We start from the raw sequence: 19395 nt of genomic DNA, 5'->3' as shown, positions 1-19395 counted from the left end.
TATGGAAGGAAGTATTGATATGTACAAAATTAAGCGAGAAAACCCGAAACCATTGTACATACAATTGGAAGAGTTAATCCGCAATAACATCGAAGAAGGCATTTGGAAGCCGAATACAGCGATACCTTCGGAGAGTGAAATGAACCGTATTTATGGTGTCAGTCGCATGACAATCCGTTCGGCGTGCTCTCAACTGGTGCAGGATGGCGTTCTCTATCGAGTCCCTGGTAAGGGTACCTTTGTGGCAGAACCCAAGATAATGACGGAATCTCTGGCATATATGGGCTTCCGAGAACAGTTGGAGAGAATGGGGTATGAAATTACCACGGAACTTTTAAATGTTACCGAAAAGGAAGCTTCATTTTCTGTCGCAAAGCGTCTGCAATGTCCACAAGGAGCACCAATACTGGAAATTGAGCGATTGCGTTTTCTCAAAGGTGAACCCATCAGCCTTCATTATTCCCGAATTCCTTATGATCTGTGTAAGAATCTAAGTGATCGTGCGCTTGAGGAAGAACAGCTTTGTGTTCTGTTAGAGCGCGAGTATAATTTGAAACCCAGCCGGGTAATGGAAACTTTTGAGTCGGTTACGGCCTCGGAAAAAGAGAGCAAACTATTAAAAGTTCCGCAAGGATACCCCCTGCTTGTTTTAGAGGATATCCTTTACGATAAGGATGATAAGCCTTTTGAGTATTCAAAGGTAATTTTTCGTGGCGATAAAATTAAATTAAAGTATGAATACCGTAATTGAAAATTACGGTATTTTTTTTGCAGTGTTCCAGATTATGATGAATAGATTTTTGGTAAAATACATTTATTAGTCGTCATTTAAAACCGGTTCCAGAGTGGTGTCCCGGAAAAAGGTGTTGGCATTAAAGAGATATAAAATATCAGTGATTTGAGCATCAGCGATGAGTGCGTCAATGCTGTCATAATAGTAACGGGGGTCAATGACCGTGATCTCGCTGTAAAAGGGTGTTAAAAAGGGAATGAAGGCGTTGGCGTAAGAATCCTTGATGACGAGCAGATTTTTTCCATTCGCCACCGGATTTTTAATTTTAATAATGGGATGGTTGCCTTCCAGAAAAACCGCATATTTGTCCTTTCCCTTTAATTGTTCGCTGTCATAAAGGGAAGAGGATTTTTTTTGTTCTTCCACATAGTTTACTACCGAATAGGACTCTTCGTTTTTGGGAACATAAACATTAATGGTATCTGTGGCAAAGCTCAGATAGCCGCTTTTAGAAACCAGCGCACCAGAAAAAGAGTGGGTAACAGGATAGACGGTATAGGCATCGGGGTCTGGTTTGATCCCCATGGCATTGGCAACGCCCTGAAAAGAAAGCCAGGCGCCCAAAGTGGTCCAGTGATGATCGGTTTTATAATACAGCAGTTGATCCTGATTCTGTTCCAGAATCGGGCGGGGATCAAGGACGGTTAGTTTTTCATTTAATCCCGTAGTAAAGCTATTGATATAGTCGTTTTGGATCAAAACCGGGGCATATGGCGGTAGTTTTTCAGCGGTGACACTAATCGCATTGGGAACCAGCAAAAAAAAGTGGTTCAGATCGGGATGTTTTTCAGCAAAGGTGTTAAGTGCAGCTTTTGTCTGTTCGGCAGCGTCAGCAGGCAAGGGATCAAAGTTTTCGATGAGGGTAAAATTTTTACCCAAATAAACCCCATTGGAGCTATTTTTTCCGATCATCCGATCGCTACTGGTTTTGGTATATATCCAGAAATTTCGGCCGATTAATTGGTCGGCGGTATATTTCTGCATTTTTTTCATATAGCGGCCATCGATGATGCTATCGACCGAAAAGCGGGGAAATTGGGTTAAAATCCGGTTTTCGTTTTCAGACATTTTGGTGTCCGGCAGGATCAGCGAGGCCAGTGGAAAAAAGACGATGATCCCAATAAAAAGCAGGCACAATAGATTAATATATTTTTTGTAAAACAGGGAATGGGAGTATTGATCATGTTCGCGGTGGTTATCTTGTTTTCGCATAAGGCTTCACCTAAAATCTAAAATATAAAAAGGGATTATATGTTTCTGTTACTAAATAAGCGACGGATAAAAACATGATCACACTGTTGAGACCCAGTCCCAAAGGAACAACCCAGTTTTTTTCACTGTGAATCAGTTTGTTATAGCGCAAATGGACAATCGGGGTGCTGCAGATCCCGCAAATGACTAAAAGAATGAGACTGGTATATAAGTAATAGAGTCCAGTTGAATCGACCAGCGACGCACCGGCGGTAAAAAACATCACCCTGAGGTAAGACAGGGCAAAACCGATATCCGGACTGGCAAAGAAAACCCAGCCGATCATTACTAGAATCAGGGTATAACTGTGCTGAATAAATTTTGGCAGTTTTTCCAGTAGTGCCTTTAAGAATACTTTTTCAGCAAAGAGAATTAGCCCATAATAGCCCCCCCAGATGACAAAATTCCAGCTTGCACCATGCCAGAGGCCAGTTAAAAGCCAGACGATACAGAGGTTAAGAAATAACCGGGGGATCGGGACACGGTTTCCGCCCAGCGGAATATAAAGGTATTCTCTGAACCAGGTACCCAGAGAAATGTGCCAGCGTCGCCAGAATTCTGACACGCTTCGGGAAATATAGGGATAGTTGAAGTTTTCCAAAAATTCAAAACCGAACATTTTCCCCAGACCAATGGCCATATCCGAATAGCCGCTGAAGTCGAAATAAATTTGGAAGGTAAAGGCGATAATCCCGATCCAGGCGGTGAGTACCGATAGTTCGCTCACGTTGATGGCAGAAATAAGGGTCCAGACATAGCCGATATTGTTGGCCAGCAGGACTTTTTTGCCGAGACCCTGGATAAATCGTTCCACCCCGATGCCAAATTTTTCCTGGTTCATCACCCGATCCGAAAGCTGATCATCAATATCCTTATAGCGAACAATGGGACCGGCGATCAGCTGGGGAAACATCGTCACATATAAACCAAAAGAGATGATATTTTTTTGAACCGGAACCTTCCCCAGATAGATATCGATAATATAAGATAGGATCTGGAAGGTATAAAAGGAAATTCCAATCGGTAAGGGCAGTGGGGTATAGGGGATACCCAGATTGAAGATCTGGTTAACGGTTTCAAGAAGAAATCCCCAGTATTTGAAAAAGAACAAAAATCCCAGATTCACAATAACGGTGAAAATAAAAATACGCTTTCGGACTAAATGGGGCTTTTTTTCCATCAGAATCCCCATGCCAAAGTCGAAGGCAATGGTGAAAAGCATTAAAAAAACATATATTGGTTCGCCCCAGGCATAAAAAAACAGACTAACCAGAAGCAAAATCAGATTTTTCCCCTGTTTCGGGATAATGGTATATAGACCCAAGGCAATGGGTAGAAAAGCAAAAACAAATAAGATACTGCTAAAAACCATGGCCACTCCTTACTGATTTTTTTTGATGCTTTTGACAAAGGTATCTTTTAATGTGGACGCATCAGGTGATACGCAATAAAAAAGAGTGTTTCCGACAATTTTAAACTCATAATTATCAAGCAGAGCGACCTGCTCAGGTCCGTACCCGTCAAAGCTTTCTTGCTGCATGGCGTTGCGGTTATCGACTGCAGCTTCAACCAGATCCAGTTGGGCGGGATCATTGACTTTAATTACCAGGAGTTCGGAAACGTCCATATAATTTGCCGGGACGTAAATCAGCGCTTCCTGATAGTCATTAATATTGAGCCCGTAATAACGTTTCAAGGCTTTGCCATCGCCTTTCTCCATCCCGCTGAGATTTTGGGAAGCGGCTAGCAGATCGGTCTCCACCTGCGATAAGGGTGGCTGTTCAGCCGAGTGACAGCCAAAACATGGCAGTGCGAGTATTAAAATGAACAGCAGTACAGCAAATTTTTTCATGACGTTCCAATTCTATAATAAATTTTTCAGATCACTGTTATTAACAAGGGTATCCATCCATAGGGGGTAAAATTCCCGGATCACATGGATGCCATCTTCAGCATGGTACTGGGGATTTGTTTTTAAAAGTGTATAGGTATCAATATAATGGATGTTCTTGCGCTTGGCCATTTCGGCCAGGGCGGCATTATAAGTCTCAATTTGACTGAATTCGGGGTTTTCCTGTAGGGCTTCATCAGTAACTGGAAAGATACTGCAAAGATAGATTTGCGTATTGGGCAGTTGCAGACGAACCGAGTCAATCATTTTTTCGTAATGACTGAGATAGGATTCCAGCGTATTGTAGGGATGACTGATATCATTGAGTCCCAGCTCGAAAAAAACATTTCGGGGCGCCAGATTAACCAGAGCGGGGACATCTTCCAGACTGTTTTCGGTCGATTTACCCATCACCGCCACCAGTGAGGTAGGGCTTAAAAAACCGTATAAACCAAGTCCTTCGGCGATGGAATCGCCAAAAACCACGGCATTTCCAAACAAAGCGGAATAATTTCCGGAATCAACAGCTTTACGTTTCATAAAATCAATTTTTTCTTCCATGGTATAAAGATCACGGGTTTCTAATGCGGTTAGGATCTCGATACCCTCGTCCAGTTTAGCTTTTTCGCTGGTGATGGTTTGATAGCGAACAAGCAAAATAATCATAATAATGACACCGGGAACAAGTATAACAATGGCCAGGTTTTTATTTAAAAGCTGTTTTATTTTTTCAAACATATGGGTGCACCTTTAATTGTAAAATTTGTATGGTTAAACATATCATAAAAGATGGTTGTAATTCAAGGTCTGTTTTGTAACAAATTAATATATTGTCGTTACGAGTTCAATTTAAAAAAATAAAAAAAGAGCTGAAAATAACTGGAGATTATTTTCAGACTCTGTTTTTAAATGATTCAGATCAAGGGTACTAACATTTATCCATCGTTCTGGTGGCAACCACATCGATTCCCAGACCTAAAAGATCTTTGATGACAACATCACCGGTTTTGATGGGAGCTTCCACAACAACTTGATTAATAACGGCCATAGCATCAAAAATCTGGCCTTTAGGAATCGGTTCCGCCGTCTTAACTGGCAGACGGGGAAGCATCGCATTTTTAATCACGACAGTGGTGGGAATAACCCGGGTTGGGTTGGTCATTTCATTAATAGCGTATTTGGGACCACGTTTACAGGTGTTGCCGGTAACCTCGTAGGTACCATCGGCTTTTTCTTCAATGGTCATTTGGCACCCGATGGGGCAAACAATACAAGTCATATCTTTTTTCATTATTTTGCCTCCTCTACGACAAAGCGGATTTCTCCGGCGGGATATTGGGCTAAAACATCTTTTGCGATTTTAAAATTCACCATTTCGGCGGGCAGTAATTTCTTTTCTTTTTTGGTGGCAATTAACTGATCACCGATATAGGCATTAACAACCTTATCCTTAAAGACCTGACGCACACGCATATAGAAGGTGACTTTTTCTTCGACGTTCGTCATGGCAACCTGTTGCGGAACAACATAGCCAATGCCATCACCGTTGGTGGTGGTAAAGGTGATCTCAGTATCCAGATCGCCCTTGATGTATTTAGCCGCACCCTTACCGGCCAGAACTGCTTCTTCACTGACGAAATCCACCAGGTCATGAACATGAACGACATTACCGCAGGCAAAGACACCCGGCATAGAGGTCTGACGCATTTCGCCGACAATGGCGCCATTGGTTCGGTTATCCATCACAACACCGGCATTACGGGTAATTTCATTCTCAGGGATCAGTCCGACGGAAAGTAACAGGGTATCACAGGGAATAAATTCTTCGGTGCCAGGAATCACTTTCAGTTTCTCATCAACTTTGGCAACAGTAACCCCTTCGAGACGATCCTTACCATGGATAAAGGTTATGGTATGGCTTAATTTTAAAGGAATATCATAATCATCCAGACACTGAACAATATTTCGTACCAAACCATTGGAGTAGGGCATCAGCTCACAAACAGCCTGAACATGCGCACCTTCTAAGGTCATTCGGCGAGCCATGATCAGTCCGATATCACCGGAGCCGAGGATGACCACTTCTTTACCGGGCATATAGCCTTCCATGTTAATAAAACGCTGAGCCGTACCGGCGGTGAAAACACCGGATGGACGATAACCGGGGATACCAATTGCACCAGAGGTTCGTTCCCGACATCCCATGGTTAACACAACAGCCTTGGTTTCAATAATCATGTACCCGTTTTCTTCATTGATAACGTGAATCGACTTGAGATCGCCGTTATCATGCATATCCAGAACCATCGTATCCAGCATGTAGGGAATATTCAGATCTTTAACCTTTTGAATATAACGTTCAGCATATTCCGGTCCGGTTAATTCTTCGTTAAAGGTATGCAGACCAAAACCATTATGGATACACTGGTTAAGAATACCACCTAATTCCCGGTCTCTTTCAAGGATCAGGACCTTTTCAGCCCCATCGTTTTTAGCTTCTACGGCTGCCGCCAGACCAGCTGGTCCGCCGCCTAAGATAACAACATCATAAATCATAATTAAGCCTCCTCCTTAACGGATTTCGTGTGACCTGAAAGGATATAGGTCGAATCCTGTTGATCATACATAATATCATCTAATGAACAATTCAGTTCCCGGGCAAGAATTTCGACCACTCGGGGAGAACAGAAACCGCCCTGGCAGCGACCCATTCCGGCGCGACAGCGTTTTTTAACTGATTTAACCGTGCGGGCGCCAGCACTGCGGTGGATAACGTCAATGATTTCACCCTCAGTGATGGTTTCACATCGACAGATAACCTTACCGTATTTGGGATCCTGTTTGATAATATCAACCTTTTCTTCCTCAGTCATTTCATCAAAACGAAGATGCTTACGAACTTTGGGATTATAGTCGAGATTTTCTTCAATGTCGGGGATTAACGGTTTCACAATTTCTTCGACCACATAGTGGGCGACCGCAGGAATTGAGGTGAGTCCTGGTGACTCGTATCCAGCCACATTAATAAAGCCTTTTACTGGTGATTCTTCAATAATGAAGTCACCATCGGTGGTGGTAAAGGTATCCTTAATCGGGGTATTTCGCAGCCCGGCATAGGATCTGATAATTTTATTAAAGGGTAGCGAAGGACAGTTCTTAAGGGCATTCTGTTTAATGTAATCCAGTCGATCAGTAGTAGTGGAAATATCGCCTTTATCAACCGGTTCGGCATCCGGGCCGATTAACAGGTTGCCGTGGACGGTGGGAGCAACCAGAATTCCTTTGCCCTTTTTTGATGGACATGGGAAAATAACGCTATTGACAAGAGAGCCAGCTTCTTTATCAAAGATAAAGTAATTGCCTTTTCGAGCCAGTAGTTGAAAATAAGGTTCGCCAACCATCTCGTAAATATCATCGGCATAGACACCGGCTGCGTTGATCACATATTTGGCTTCGATTTCACCGCAGTTAGTGGTAATTTTGAAATGTTCATTGATTTTGTCAATGGCCGTAACCATGTGATTGAGTTTCAGGGTGACACCATTGTCGACAGCGTTTTCAGCAGCATGAATACACAGTTCAAAGGGTGATACAATCCCGGCGGTGGGGGCATAAAGAGCGCCGCAAATATCTTCGCTAATATGGGGTTCCATGGCGTGGACTTCTTCTTTAAATAAGATTTTTAATCCCGGAACACCATTTTTTAAACCGTTCTGATAAAGTTCATGGATGGTGGCCATTTCATATTCATTATGGGCAACAACCAGGGAGCCGCAACGTTTAAAGGGAACATCCAGATCTTCACAAACCTGATCGTACATCAGATTTCCGGTTGTGTTGAATTTTCCTTTCAGTTTATATGCTGGGGCATCAAAGCCAGCATGGACAATGGCAGAATTGGCCATTGTAATCTGATTTCCAACATCATTCTCTCCATCTAATAAAACGATGTCCAGCTTGTATCGGGTCAATTCCCGAGCAATGTAGGAACCGGCAATACCAGCTCCAATAATGGCGATATCGTACATAATATATTCCTCCTAAGAACTATAAAAATTAAAAGCCATACAATTTTCTTAAATGAGGATTCATTTAAGAAAACAGTATGGCTCTCCGTTGCCTTGTATTTTATTTTTGCTTATTCTTTTCGTAGCAATCGCTGCTCTTCCCGAATAAGTTCTATTTTATCCCACAACGGCTTGTGAGATGTGCTGGCAGATAGTGCTCCAGCAGCAAGACACGAACGAACTTCTTCCTCTGTCTCTATGAATCCCCCGGTAACAATTGGAATATCGACCTCTTTTTTAACGGCTGTGATCAGCTTTGGAACCAGGCCAGGCAGAATTTCGATGGCATCGGGCTTGATTTTTTTGGCCGAAGTAATTGAAATGTCCATGGCAGAAGAATCCAATAGAAATAAACGCTGGACAGTCATCAGACCTTCCTGTTTTGCCCGAGTGATAATATTGTTTTTGGTGGTAATAATTCCTGTTGGCTTGATCTCATCTTTTAGATATTTAATAAAATAATTATCCTGGGAATAACCTTTAATGAGATCCAAATGAGTAAACACGTGTTTGTCAGCTTTGGTACAAAGCTCCACCATTTTTTTTAAATTATAGACGTTGCCAGTTAGTAAAAAGATGATCTGCGATTTTGAATGAATAGCATCGTAAATATCTTTAGGATTACGAACAGCGACAATAATGGGGTTGTCCTGAAACATGAGAAGACATTTTCTCGTCGACATAAAACTCCTCCCGGTTGGATCGTATTTGCAAATTCATTATAACACAATCACAGAAATTGGAAAGAGTAAAATCTAAATTGTCGGGGTGTTTTAAACACCCCAACAATAGAATGATTAATGAATTTTAAGATTGAATCGGCTTATTCTACGTCTTCCCAGCCTTTAGCGGATTCAACAGCTTTTAACCAGCCAGCATATAATTTAGCACGAACATCGGCATCCATAGCAGGAGTGAATGTACGGTCAAGTTTCCAGGCAGCAGTTACATCAGCCTTGCCATCCCAGAATTTAACAGCCAAACCAGCAAGGTAAGCAGCACCCATAGCGGTTGTTTCAACGATCGAAGGACGATCAACGGGAACGCCTAAAATATCTGCTTGGAATTGCATTAAGAAATCGTTAGCGCAAGCGCCGCCATCTACTTTTAATGCTGCTAATTTGATGTTAGAGTCTTTTTCCATTGCATCCAGAACGTCTTTTGTTTGATAAGCTAAAGATTCAACAGTTGCGCGGATTAAATGAGCTTTATTGGCACCACGGGTTAATCCCAGGATTGCGCCACGAGCATACATATCCCAATGTGGAGCGCCCAGTCCGACGAAAGCAGGAACCATGTAAACGCCATTGGTGTCGGCAACTTTATTACAATAGTATTCGCTATCTGGTGAAGAGTCAACCAGTCGAACTTCGTCTCTTAGCCATTGAATAGCAGCACCGGCAACGAAGATTGAACCTTCTAAGGCGTAATCAACTTCACCATCTAAGCCCCAGGCAATGGTTGTAACCAAACCGCTGTTAGATTTAACTGGTTTGTCACCAGTGTTCATCAGCATAAAGCAACCGGTTCCATATGTATTTTTAGCCATCCCAGGTTCAAAGCAAGCTTGTCCGAAGAGAGCAGCTTGTTGGTCACCAGCAGCACCGGCGATTGGGATTTCTGTGCCATAAAGAGCAGTCGTTCCGTACACAGCTGAGGATGGTCTTACTTCTGGTAACATAGAAGCTGGGATATCCAGTTCTTTTAACATTTTTTCATCCCATTTAAGGGTTTTAATATTAAATGCCATGGTACGGGAAGCATTTGAATAATCAGTTACATGTACTTTGCCATCGGTTAGTTTCCAGATTAACCAGGTATCAATGGTTCCGAAAGCCAGTTCGCCTTTTTCAGCTCTTTCACGAGCACCAGGAACATTGTTTAAAATCCAGTTGATTTTTGTTCCCGAGAAGTATGCATCGATTACAAGACCGGTGTTTTCACGAACATAGTCTTCGAGTCCACGGGCTTTTAATTCATCACAGAAAGATGCGGTACGACGGCATTGCCAAACAATGGCATTATAAATAGGTTCGCCAGTTTTTCTGTCCCAAACGACAGTTGTTTCACGTTGGTTTGTGATACCGATAGCAGCAATCTCTTCAGCAGTAGCGCCAATTTTTGACATCGCTTCAGTTACAACACCACTTTGGGTAGCCCAAATTTCCATGGCGTCATGTTCAACCCAACCGGCTTTTGGATAGATTTGAGTAAATTCTTTTTGTGCAACACTGACGATTTCGCTGTCATGGTTAAATAAAATCGCTCTTGAACTCGTAGTTCCTGCATCCAGTGATAAGATATACTTTTTCATAAGTATAACCCCCTATTTATTTAATTATTTATTTGATTATGTTTGAAAAACATAATGAAACCATAGAGAAAGGAATAAAGGCAAACAAAAAAAGCGCATACTAACAAATTTACATATTCTCTTAATGTAAAAACGAAAGTACGGCCCTCCATAACTCCTGCCAATATATGAAATTATTAAATCTTTCGTAAACAATCGTAAAACTATTTACGAACATATAATAACATAACTCAGAAATAATGTAAAGGATTACCGGCAAAAAAAATAACGTTAAAAAAATAACAAATAAATTGCTGATTAAAGTGAATCATTTCAAATGAAATTTAATAATCATTGATAAATAGTATATAATGAAGGAAAGGTGATCGATGTTTAGTGCTGGGATCAAATTCAACCGCCCGGGACAAAACATCTATTTATTTTTAAGAATCTATGTTATAATAAAAACTAAAGAAATCGGAAATAATAAGAAAAGCATGAAACTAAATTTTAATAGTAAAGTGAAAGAAATAATGGAAAAACAATTTACACATCTTCATGTACATAGTGAATATAGTCTGTTGGATGGTTTTGGCCGAATCAATGAGCTGGTCAAGGCGGTGGCGCAAAGCGGCATGGAAAGTGTTGCGTTGACCGATCATGGGGTTCTTTTTGGAGCCATTGATTTTTATAAGGCCTGCCTGAAAGAAAAGGTCCACCCGGTGATTGGCTGTGAAGTCTATGTAGCGCCAAGAAGTCTTCAACAAAAAGATCCGGTCTATGATAAGGAACGGGCTCATCTTATTTTGTTAGCTGAGAACAACCTAGGGTATAAAAACCTCATGAAGATTGTCTCGAAAGGTTTCATTGATGGATTTTATTATAAACCCCGAGTGGATCATGACTGTTTAAGAACATACAGTGAGGGAATTATCTGCCTGTCGGCCTGCATTGCCGGTGAAATTCCGCAAATGATTCTAAACAACGATCTGGCTGGAGCAGAAGAACGATGTCTTGTTTATCAGAATATTTTCGGCAAAGATCATTTCTTTCTGGAAATTCAGGATCATCGGCTCCGCGAAGAAGCGTTAATCAATGAGCGGATGATCCAGCTGTCAAAAAAAATGAACATCCCCCTGGTCGCTACCAACGACGTTCATTATGTCCGTAAAGAGGATAGTGAAAACCATGACATTCTTTTATGTATCCAAACAGCAGCCACCGTATCGGAAGAAAAACGAATGCGTTTTCCCAACAATGAGTTTTATTTAAAGAGTCAGGCGGAAATGAGCAAACTTTTTTCTGATCTGCCGGAAGCCATTGAAAATTCCAACTGTATTGCTAAACGCTGTCAGGTCAGTTTTGACCTGGAAAAAACCCATTTGCCGCAGTTTGAATTGCCTTCCGGCGAAAAGGCCGAAGACTATTTGAAACGCCTTTGCATGACCGGAATGACAAATAAATACCAACCTCTGACCAAAGAATTGCATGATCGTTTGACCTATGAATTGGATACCATTCACAATATGGGCTTTGACGATTATTTTCTGATTGTTTGGGATTTTATTAAGTATGCCAAAGACAACCAGATTATGGTTGGCCCGGGACGGGGAAGTGCCGCTGGCAGTCTGGTTGCCTACAGTTTGGGGATTACCACCATCGATCCCATCAAGTATCAGTTGCTGTTCGAGCGTTTTCTCAATCCGGAGCGGGTTACGATGCCGGATATTGACGTGGATTTTTGTTATGAACGGCGGCAAGAAGTCATCGATTACGTAGTGAACAAGTATGGAGAAGACCGGGTGGCACAGATTATCACCTTTGGAACGATGGCGGCTCGGGGTGCGCTCCGGGATGTTGGCCGAGCGTTGGATATGCCCTATAATCTGGTCGATCGGGTCGCCAAAGAGATACCCATTCATCCCGGCGTCAATGTTACCATTGCGGAGGCCTTGAAGGAAAACCCTGAACTCAAAAAAATGGAAGATGGCGATGCCGATATTGCCAAACTGATTAAAACAGCCCAGTCCATTGAAGGTTTATCCCGGCATGCCTCCACCCATGCGGCTGGGGTGGTTATTTCCGATTTGCCGCTGGTGGAATATATCCCCCTATATCGAAACAACGATGTGATCACAACTCAGTTTCCGATGGGCTTATTGGAAGATCTGGGACTGCTCAAAATGGATTTTCTGGGTCTGCGAACCTTAACTGTGATCCGCGATGCGCTGGAGAATATTGAGCATAGCACCGGCAATCGGCCGGATCTGGACAGTCTGGAAATGGATGATGTCAAGGTCTATGAAATGCTCTCAAAAGGTGATACCCTTGGTGTTTTTCAATTGGAAAGCCGGGGCATGCAGCAGTTTATCAAGGAACTCCAGCCGGGCAGTTTTGAAGATATTATCGCCGGGATCTCACTGTATCGGCCCGGGCCGATGGATCAGATCCCCCGCTATATTGAAAACAAGAAAAATCCGTCTATGGCGGCCTATGATCACCCCATTCTTGAGAACATCCTCAACGTTACCTATGGGTGTATGGTTTATCAGGAACAGGTTATGCAGATATTTCGCGATGTGGCTGGTTTTTCGATGGGACGAAGTGACCTGGTCAGGCGGGCGATGTCCAAGAAAAAGAGCAGCGTGATGGAGGCTGAAGGTGAGGTCTTTATTCATGGTGAAGTCGATGAAGATGGAAAAGTGATCGTCGACGGTGCGATCCGCCGTGGTGTCTCTGAAGCGGCCGCTAAAAAGATCTTTGTAGAAATGAAAGACTTTGCCAAATATGCTTTTAATAAGTCTCATGCTGCGGCTTATGCAGTCATTGCCTATCAGACAGCCTGGCTGAAATGCTATTATCCCACCGAGTTTATGGCGGCTTTAATGTCCAGTATTATGGACGATGAGAAAAAAGTGGCGAAATATATTGAAGATTGCCGAAAAATGGGTATTCATGTATTACCACCCAGTATTAATGCCAGCTACGAGAAGTTCAGTGTTTCCAGCAATTCCATCTGTTTTGGCTTGGGAGCGGTTAAAGGTCTTGGTAAAAATGCCATTGCCGCCATCATTGAAGCCCGCAAAGCCAAAGGCGATTTTCAGAACCTCCGGGATTTCTGTGAACGGGTAGATCTGAAATCCCTGAACCGACGAAGCATCGAAAGTCTCATCAAGGGCGGCGCATTTGATGCCATCGGCAGCAGCCGGGCGCAAATGCTGGCAATTGCTGAACTGATTGTCGATCAGGTACAGCGGGAAAAGAAGGATCGCATCTCGGGACAAATGTCGCTGCTGGATATGGCCGGACTGGGCGGATCAAAAGAACTGACAAATTTGAAGGAAGATCATTTCCCGCAAAAGCCGCCATTTTCCAAAGAAGAACGGCTGGCCTTGGAAAAAGAAGTTTTAGGTCTCTACGTTACCGGTCATCCGCTGGAAAAATATGAAGATATTCTCAAGAAAACAGTCACGCTATTTTCTAACATTGTTGACAGCTATCAGGATTTAAAAGATGCCGGTATCCGGGATGGACAGCAGGTCAGCATTGGCGGTTTAATTGTGGAAATGAAAACCATGATGACAAAGAAAGGCCAGATGATGGCGTTTCTGACCCTGGAAGATTTATATGGACGCATCGAGGTGGTGGTTTTTCCAAAAACCTATGATGAATATCGTCGGTATTTAAAACCAGATCAGCCAGTGGTGATCAAAGGACGGATTAATTACAATGAAGAAGCGCGAACTTCGGTGCTTGCGGCTCAGATCTATCCCATTGGCGAGCCTCCTAAAAATAAAGAAAGCCATGAATTAAAAGAAAGTACGTCAACCTATGAGACTAATGGCGGGACGCAGAATCGCCAGAAACTGGTTTTGAGCTTAGGTGATTTAACAGAAAAAGCCTTGATAAAATCGGTAAAATCGATTCTAATTAAGTATCCGGGACCGGTTCCGGTGGTGTTACATCTGAAAAATGAAAATAAACATTTTGGGGCCAATAAAGACTTATGGGTTACCCTTGGAGAAACATTGATCACAGAATTAGGGCAAATTTTAGGAATAAAGAATGTGGAGGTAAAATAAATGAGAATTGGAGTTTTAACCAGCGGAGGCGATGCTCCTGGCATGAATGCCTGTATTCGTGCCATTGTTCGAACAGCAATCTATAATAAGGTTGAAGTGTATGGGATTAATCGGGGCTTTGCAGGTTTGCTGGAAGGGGATATTACGCCGTTTAGTGTTTACTCGGTGGCAGACATTCTGCAGCGGGGCGGGACCATTCTCCGAACCTCCAGAAGCGAGTTTTTTGCAACGGATGCCGGGGTGAAGCAAAGTGCCAATGTTCTGGAAGAATATGGAATTCAACACCTGATCATTATCGGCGGAGACGGAAGCATGAATGGTGCGCTGGCACTTCAGAAACAGGGGGTTAGCGTCATTGGTATTCCCGGTACCATCGATAATGATCTGGGTTTCTCTGACTATACCATCGGCTTTGATACCGCCGTGACAACAGCGCTGGACGCCATTAGTAAAATTAGAGATACCACTTACTCCCATAATCGCATTAATGTGGTTCAGGTAATGGGTCGAAAATGCGGGGATATCGCCCTTTATTCGGGATTATCGGGGGGCGCAGAAGCGTTGATTTTGCCGGAGGTTGAAACGGATTTAGATGCCATCTGTTTACGGCTGCTCCAGGGAAAAGACCGGGGCAAACTTCACAGCATTGTGATGCTGGCGGAGGGTTGCGGTAATTACCGCGATTATTGTATCAAGATTGAAGAGAAAACCCAGGTAACAACCAAGGGTACAAATCTTGGCTATATTCAAAGAGGGGGATCACCCTCTAACATGGATCGAAATCTGGCGAGCTTTATGGGGTACAATGCGGTGTTAAGTATTGTCAAGAAAGAAACAGGAACGGTTATGGCGCAGCGTTGTGGATCTTATCTGGGAATTCCCATTGAAGAAGCCTTGCAAATGCCAAAGATTTTCCGTCAGGATATTTATGATATGGCTTCAGTATTATCCATTTAAAATAAGCCAGGAAAATCCATAAACGATCCGCAATTGACTGAAGTATCGATCTTTAAAAATGATAAATAAGTGATAAAATATTATTAATCTGGTTAGCCAGAGTCGTAAACAATAAACAATAAACAATAACGATGCAGTAGGGAGCTATCAGTAAAATTCCCGCATTGGTTATTTTATAAATAGAAATTAAATACGAAAAGAGGTAGAAAATGAAAAAAACAAAGATTGTCTGCACCCTGGGACCAGCAGCAGATACAAAGGAAATATTAAGAGAACTTATTCTCAATGGGATGAATGTGGCACGGCTGAATTTTTCGCACGGTAGTCATGAAGAACATGCAGCACGAATTCAGCGGATCAAAGAAGTCCGTAAAGAATTGGGTATTCCCGTTGCCATTATGTTGGACACCAAGGGGCCGGAAATTAGAACCGGAGAACTGAGTGCCGGAAAGGTGGAACTGGTTGCCGGAGAAAAGGTAACGTTGACCACCGAAATCATTTCAGGTAATGAAAAACGATTCAGTGTATCACATGAAAATCTTCCCAACGAAGTGTCGCCGGGGTGTCGCATTCTGATCGATGACGGTTTAATTCAGCTGGAAGTGGAAGAAGTCTGTGATGATGAGATGGTTTGTAGCATTTTAAATGGCGGAACTCTGGGCAGCAAAAAAAGCATTAACCTGCCGGGGATGAGCATTGAATTGCCAGCATTAACAGAAAAAGACCGCAGTGATATTATTTTTGGGATCCAGCAAAAGGTTGATTATGTAGCGGCATCATTTGTCAGAAAACCCCATGATGTTTTAGAGATTAGAAAGGTGCTAGAACATAATGGCGGGGATCTCATCGACATTATTTCTAAAATTGAAAATCAGGAAGGGGTCGAGAACATCGACCGGATTCTTAATGTGTCCGATGGAATCATGGTTGCCAGAGGCGATTTGGGGGTGGAAATACCCGCCGAAGATGTACCGCTGGTTCAAAAGAGCATTATCAGAAAATGTAATCTTGTCGGGAAACCGGTTATTACCGCCACCCAGATGCTGGATTCGATGATGCGCAACCCCAGACCAACCCGTGCCGAGGTTGGTGATGTGGCAAACGCCGTATTTGACGGAACGGATGCAGTGATGTTATCCGGCGAAACTGCGGCGGGATCTTACCCTGTTGAGTCCGTCAAAACGATGTTTAATATTGTCGTTAAAAGCGAAGATTCAGAAGAATATGCCCGTCGAAAAAAACCGGATCATGGTGAGCTGACCATTACCAATGCCGTCAGCGAAGGGGCTTGCCAGATGTCCTTGCAGCTTGACGCACAGACAATCATCGCCGCCACATCTTCGGGTCACACCGCCCGGATGATTTCCAAATATCGTCCAGATTGTGGAATTCTGGCGGTCACCGACAAGGTGACAACAGTTCGCCGTCTAGCTCTGGTTTGGGGAGTCAATTGTATTTATACCCCGGAATTTGGTGATACCGATAGTATGATTATGGATGCGGTTAAAAAAGCAGTAGAACAGGGCTATGTCAAATTTGGTGACATTGCAGTAGTTGCAGCGGGTGTTCCCCTGGGTGTTCAGGGAAATACCAATATGATCAAGGTTCATACCGTCGGAAATGCCATCATTAACGGTGTCGGTATTGGCAAAAAACCGGTAACCGGCTACGCTAAACTAATTACATCAGCTAATCTGGATGATTTTCAGGAAGGTGATATTTTAGTGGTAAAAACCCTGACACCTGAGGTTAATCAGATCTTACCGCTGGCATCGGCAATTATTACCGAAGAAGGCGGACTCAGTTCAGAAGGAGCCATTGCCGGACTGCACTATGATATTCCAGTTATCGTTAATGTTGTTAAGGCACTGGATACCCTGGAGCACGGTAAACTGATCTCGGTTGATCCCAAACGTGGGGTTGTTTATCAGGGCCGCGTTCAGATGAAGTAGTAAGATTGATGAAAATTAAGCAAAAAAAACGACCGCTATTTAAAAGCGGTCGCTTTTTTTATTGGACTCAGTCTATTTTATAAGTGAGCTGATAGGTTTGGGAAAGGGTATGTTCATCAGTAGAAATGATGCTATCAGAACTTTTTTCGACTGAGAAAAAAAGCACTGACTTGTAAGGATGACAGATGATCTCGGAGTTGATGTTAAGCGGCGCAGTGAGTTGGAGTGAATTTTTTCCGCTGGCATCCATGATCCAGATCGATTCCGCCTGGTTATCAGAATTCGGAGTTGACTGGGTAAAGACAATGCGTTCACCATTTGGAGTAAAGCGGGCAGATCCGTAATTACCGGTGGCAAGGCCGCTGGAGGTGCTGGCGCTGGTGTTCCAGGTGCGAATTGATTGGGAATCGCCATTGTTTTTAATAAAGACAACCTGATCAGTCAAATCGTTAATTTCAAAACTGGTGACATTTTCAGCGATCAGGGTAGAAGCTAACTCGTCAGAATCATCCTTGATTTTTGCATAGTACAGATTCGTCCGCTCTTCATTTTGGGGGTTGGTCGCAATAAAGACAATGCCCTTTTCTTTATCAATATAGTCAATTGCTAAGATATTATAGTTGTTTAGAACAGTATAAACCTGGCGATTGCCTTCAGTGTTTGCCAGCACAATTTGATTATTGTTATTAGCATAGACGACCTGACCGGAATTACCAATACCAAATCGTTGAACGACATTTTCTTCCGGAAGGGAAATGACCCGGGTAGTATTTTGGTTTACATCAGACCAGATAATCTGACTACCGACGCTGCCCGTTATCGGATCAATCAGTTTTTGCGCATAATAGATGCCGGTATCAAAGGTGTCATAGAGGGCGCTCAAGGCTTTTTTGTCAGAATTCACAAATGAAGACAATTGCAGAGTTTCGGTATTATAGGTGTCAATATTATAGGTGGTGCCAAAAGTGAAAAGAATCAGATTATTTCCGCTTTTGGTGATGTCCTGCACGATTCCTGGAGAAGCCATGTTATAAGATTGAATACTGATTTGCTGTGGTGATGGATTATTTGAGACCGGATTGTAACGCAAAACAACGGGTACGTTGGTCGGTATAAACAGATTCTGGCAACCACTGCTGAGGAACAACGTTAAGAGGATGAAGCAAAAGGAAACGATCTTACTTTGTATTTTTTTCATCTTGATCACCTCCATAAATTAGGACTGACAGAATGGGAAAGGTGACAATAATATTGGTTCCTTCGCCAACCTGGCTGACGATGTCAATTTTTCCATCATGTTTTTCGACAATCTGTTTAACAATATAAAGACCCAGCCCTGAACCGCCTTCATCATAGCCGCGGGAGCGATCCTCTTCGACCCGATAAAAAGCGTTGAAAATTCGTTTTTGTTCAATTTCCGAAATACCAGGGCCATAATCCCGGATCGAGACCACAATATGATTATCCTCAATAGCAGAAATGACATCAATAATATCGCCGCGATTTGAATATTTGATAGCATTATGAATAATATTGATAAATACCTGCTGAAGCCGGTCATAATCGCCCAGAATCTCAGGCAGTTCTTCGGACACATAGTTGATTTCAACCTCGGACTGGCTGGCTTTAATCTGCATTTGTTCAACCACTTCGGAGAGCAGCAGAACGATATTCAGGTTTGTTTTCTTAAAATCAAACTCAGCCTTGTCAAACTTGTTAACATTTAAAAGATTATCGACCAGTCGCAAAAGTCGGTGACCTTCACGATTAATGGTATTAAGTGAGCGATTGAGGATCTCCGGATCGGCCACTTGCCGGCGGGTGAGCATATCGGTATAACCGATAATGGTGGTCAGGGGGGTGCGTAACTCATGGGAAACACTGCTGATAAATTTTCGTTGCTCTTCCTGGATGTGCCGAGCAGCGGTCATGTTACGGATGATGATCATATAGTTTTCTTCAAAACCCTTCTCCCGGATGGGGCTGCCGATCAGCAGCAGATTCCGGTTGTTACAGTCAATTTCTTCAGAAATATGGTCTTTGCCGTTCTTTAGACTATCAAAAATATCCCGCAAAAATGATTGATATTGAAAGTCATAGATGGTTTTG

At 42.8% G+C, this 19395-nt stretch carries 15 protein-coding genes; 4 read left to right on the top strand and 11 right to left on the bottom strand.

Translation table 11 applies throughout. The annotated features are described in order from the left end of the window. The first annotated feature begins 1 nt into the window (after window position 1). Window positions 2-751 carry a GntR family transcriptional regulator gene (locus tag Q7J41_RS03605; RefSeq protein WP_304885324.1) on the top strand — a complete coding sequence of 250 codons (750 nt, stop codon included), beginning with the start codon at window positions 2-4 and terminating at the stop codon, window positions 749-751. Between the two features lie 66 nt (window positions 752-817). On the opposite strand, the gene Q7J41_RS03600 is transcribed toward Q7J41_RS03605, so the two are convergent. The 9 genes from Q7J41_RS03600 to glpK all read right to left on the bottom strand — a co-directional run bounded on the left by Q7J41_RS03600 (window position 818) and on the right by glpK (window position 10316). Then, window positions 818-2005, bottom strand: coding sequence for a DHHW family protein (locus Q7J41_RS03600; protein ID WP_304885322.1), 1188 nt, complete (start codon window positions 2003-2005; stop codon window positions 818-820). A gap of 10 nt (window positions 2006-2015) precedes the next feature. Then, a complete protein-coding gene (locus tag Q7J41_RS03595; protein WP_304885320.1) occupies window positions 2016-3416 on the bottom strand; it encodes an MBOAT family protein in 1401 nt (466 codons plus the stop codon). Window positions 3417-3425: 9 nt separating this feature from the next. Then, window positions 3426-3896: a DUF4358 domain-containing protein gene (locus Q7J41_RS03590; protein WP_304885318.1), complete on the bottom strand. Its 471-nt coding sequence runs from the start codon at window positions 3894-3896 to the stop codon at window positions 3426-3428. Between the two features lie 12 nt (window positions 3897-3908). After that, entirely contained in the window at window positions 3909-4673 is a 765-nt protein-coding gene (locus tag Q7J41_RS03585; RefSeq protein ID WP_304885316.1) for a GDSL-type esterase/lipase family protein, read from the bottom strand. Window positions 4674-4863: 190 nt separating this feature from the next. Beyond that, window positions 4864-5226, bottom strand: coding sequence for a DUF1667 domain-containing protein (locus tag Q7J41_RS03580; protein WP_304885314.1), 363 nt, complete (start codon window positions 5224-5226; stop codon window positions 4864-4866). After that, window positions 5226-6491: an NAD(P)/FAD-dependent oxidoreductase gene (locus Q7J41_RS03575; protein WP_304885312.1), complete on the bottom strand. Its 1266-nt coding sequence runs from the start codon at window positions 6489-6491 to the stop codon at window positions 5226-5228. The genes Q7J41_RS03580 and Q7J41_RS03575 overlap by 1 nt, the downstream gene beginning before the upstream one ends. A gap of 2 nt (window positions 6492-6493) precedes the next feature. Beyond that, window positions 6494-7963 (bottom strand): NAD(P)/FAD-dependent oxidoreductase, encoded by a 1470-nt coding sequence (locus Q7J41_RS03570; RefSeq protein ID WP_304885310.1) that lies wholly within the window; start codon window positions 7961-7963, stop codon window positions 6494-6496. Between the two features lie 110 nt (window positions 7964-8073). Beyond that, window positions 8074-8685, bottom strand: coding sequence for a glycerol-3-phosphate responsive antiterminator (locus Q7J41_RS03565; RefSeq protein ID WP_304885308.1), 612 nt, complete (start codon window positions 8683-8685; stop codon window positions 8074-8076). Window positions 8686-8825: 140 nt separating this feature from the next. Next, window positions 8826-10316, bottom strand: a complete 1491-nt coding sequence (gene glpK, locus Q7J41_RS03560) for a glycerol kinase GlpK (protein ID WP_304885306.1) — start codon at window positions 10314-10316, stop codon at window positions 8826-8828. Window positions 10317-10828: 512 nt separating this feature from the next. On the opposite strand from glpK, the gene Q7J41_RS03555 reads away from it, so the two are divergent. The 3 genes from Q7J41_RS03555 (at window position 10829) to pyk (ending at window position 17286) form a co-directional block, all read left to right on the top strand. Then, complete coding sequence (locus tag Q7J41_RS03555; RefSeq protein WP_304885305.1) at window positions 10829-14377, top strand: DNA polymerase III subunit alpha; 3549 nt, start codon at window positions 10829-10831, stop codon at window positions 14375-14377. Then, the gene (locus tag Q7J41_RS03550) at window positions 14378-15334 is read left to right on the top strand and encodes an ATP-dependent 6-phosphofructokinase (protein WP_304885303.1); all 957 of its coding nucleotides are present in this window, start codon (window positions 14378-14380) and stop codon (window positions 15332-15334) included. 209 nt (window positions 15335-15543) lie between these two features. Further along, window positions 15544-17286, top strand: coding sequence for a pyruvate kinase (pyk, locus tag Q7J41_RS03545; protein WP_304885301.1), 1743 nt, complete (start codon window positions 15544-15546; stop codon window positions 17284-17286). Between the two features lie 67 nt (window positions 17287-17353). Here the strand turns inward: pyk and Q7J41_RS03540 are convergent, their stop codons facing one another. Beyond that, window positions 17354-18484: a hypothetical protein gene (locus Q7J41_RS03540; RefSeq protein WP_304885299.1), complete on the bottom strand. Its 1131-nt coding sequence runs from the start codon at window positions 18482-18484 to the stop codon at window positions 17354-17356. Next, on the bottom strand, window positions 18465-19395 hold a 931-nt coding region (locus Q7J41_RS03535), incomplete at its 5' end, for a cell wall metabolism sensor histidine kinase WalK (RefSeq protein WP_304885297.1). The genes Q7J41_RS03540 and Q7J41_RS03535, both read right to left, overlap by 20 nt.

It is taken from the genome of Acetobacterium sp., from assembly GCF_030652775.1.
GTDB lineage: Bacteria > Bacillota > Clostridia > Eubacteriales > Eubacteriaceae > Acetobacterium.
Note: the sequence above shows the minus strand (reverse complement) of the source record. Positions and strands in the feature narration are given on the sequence as shown.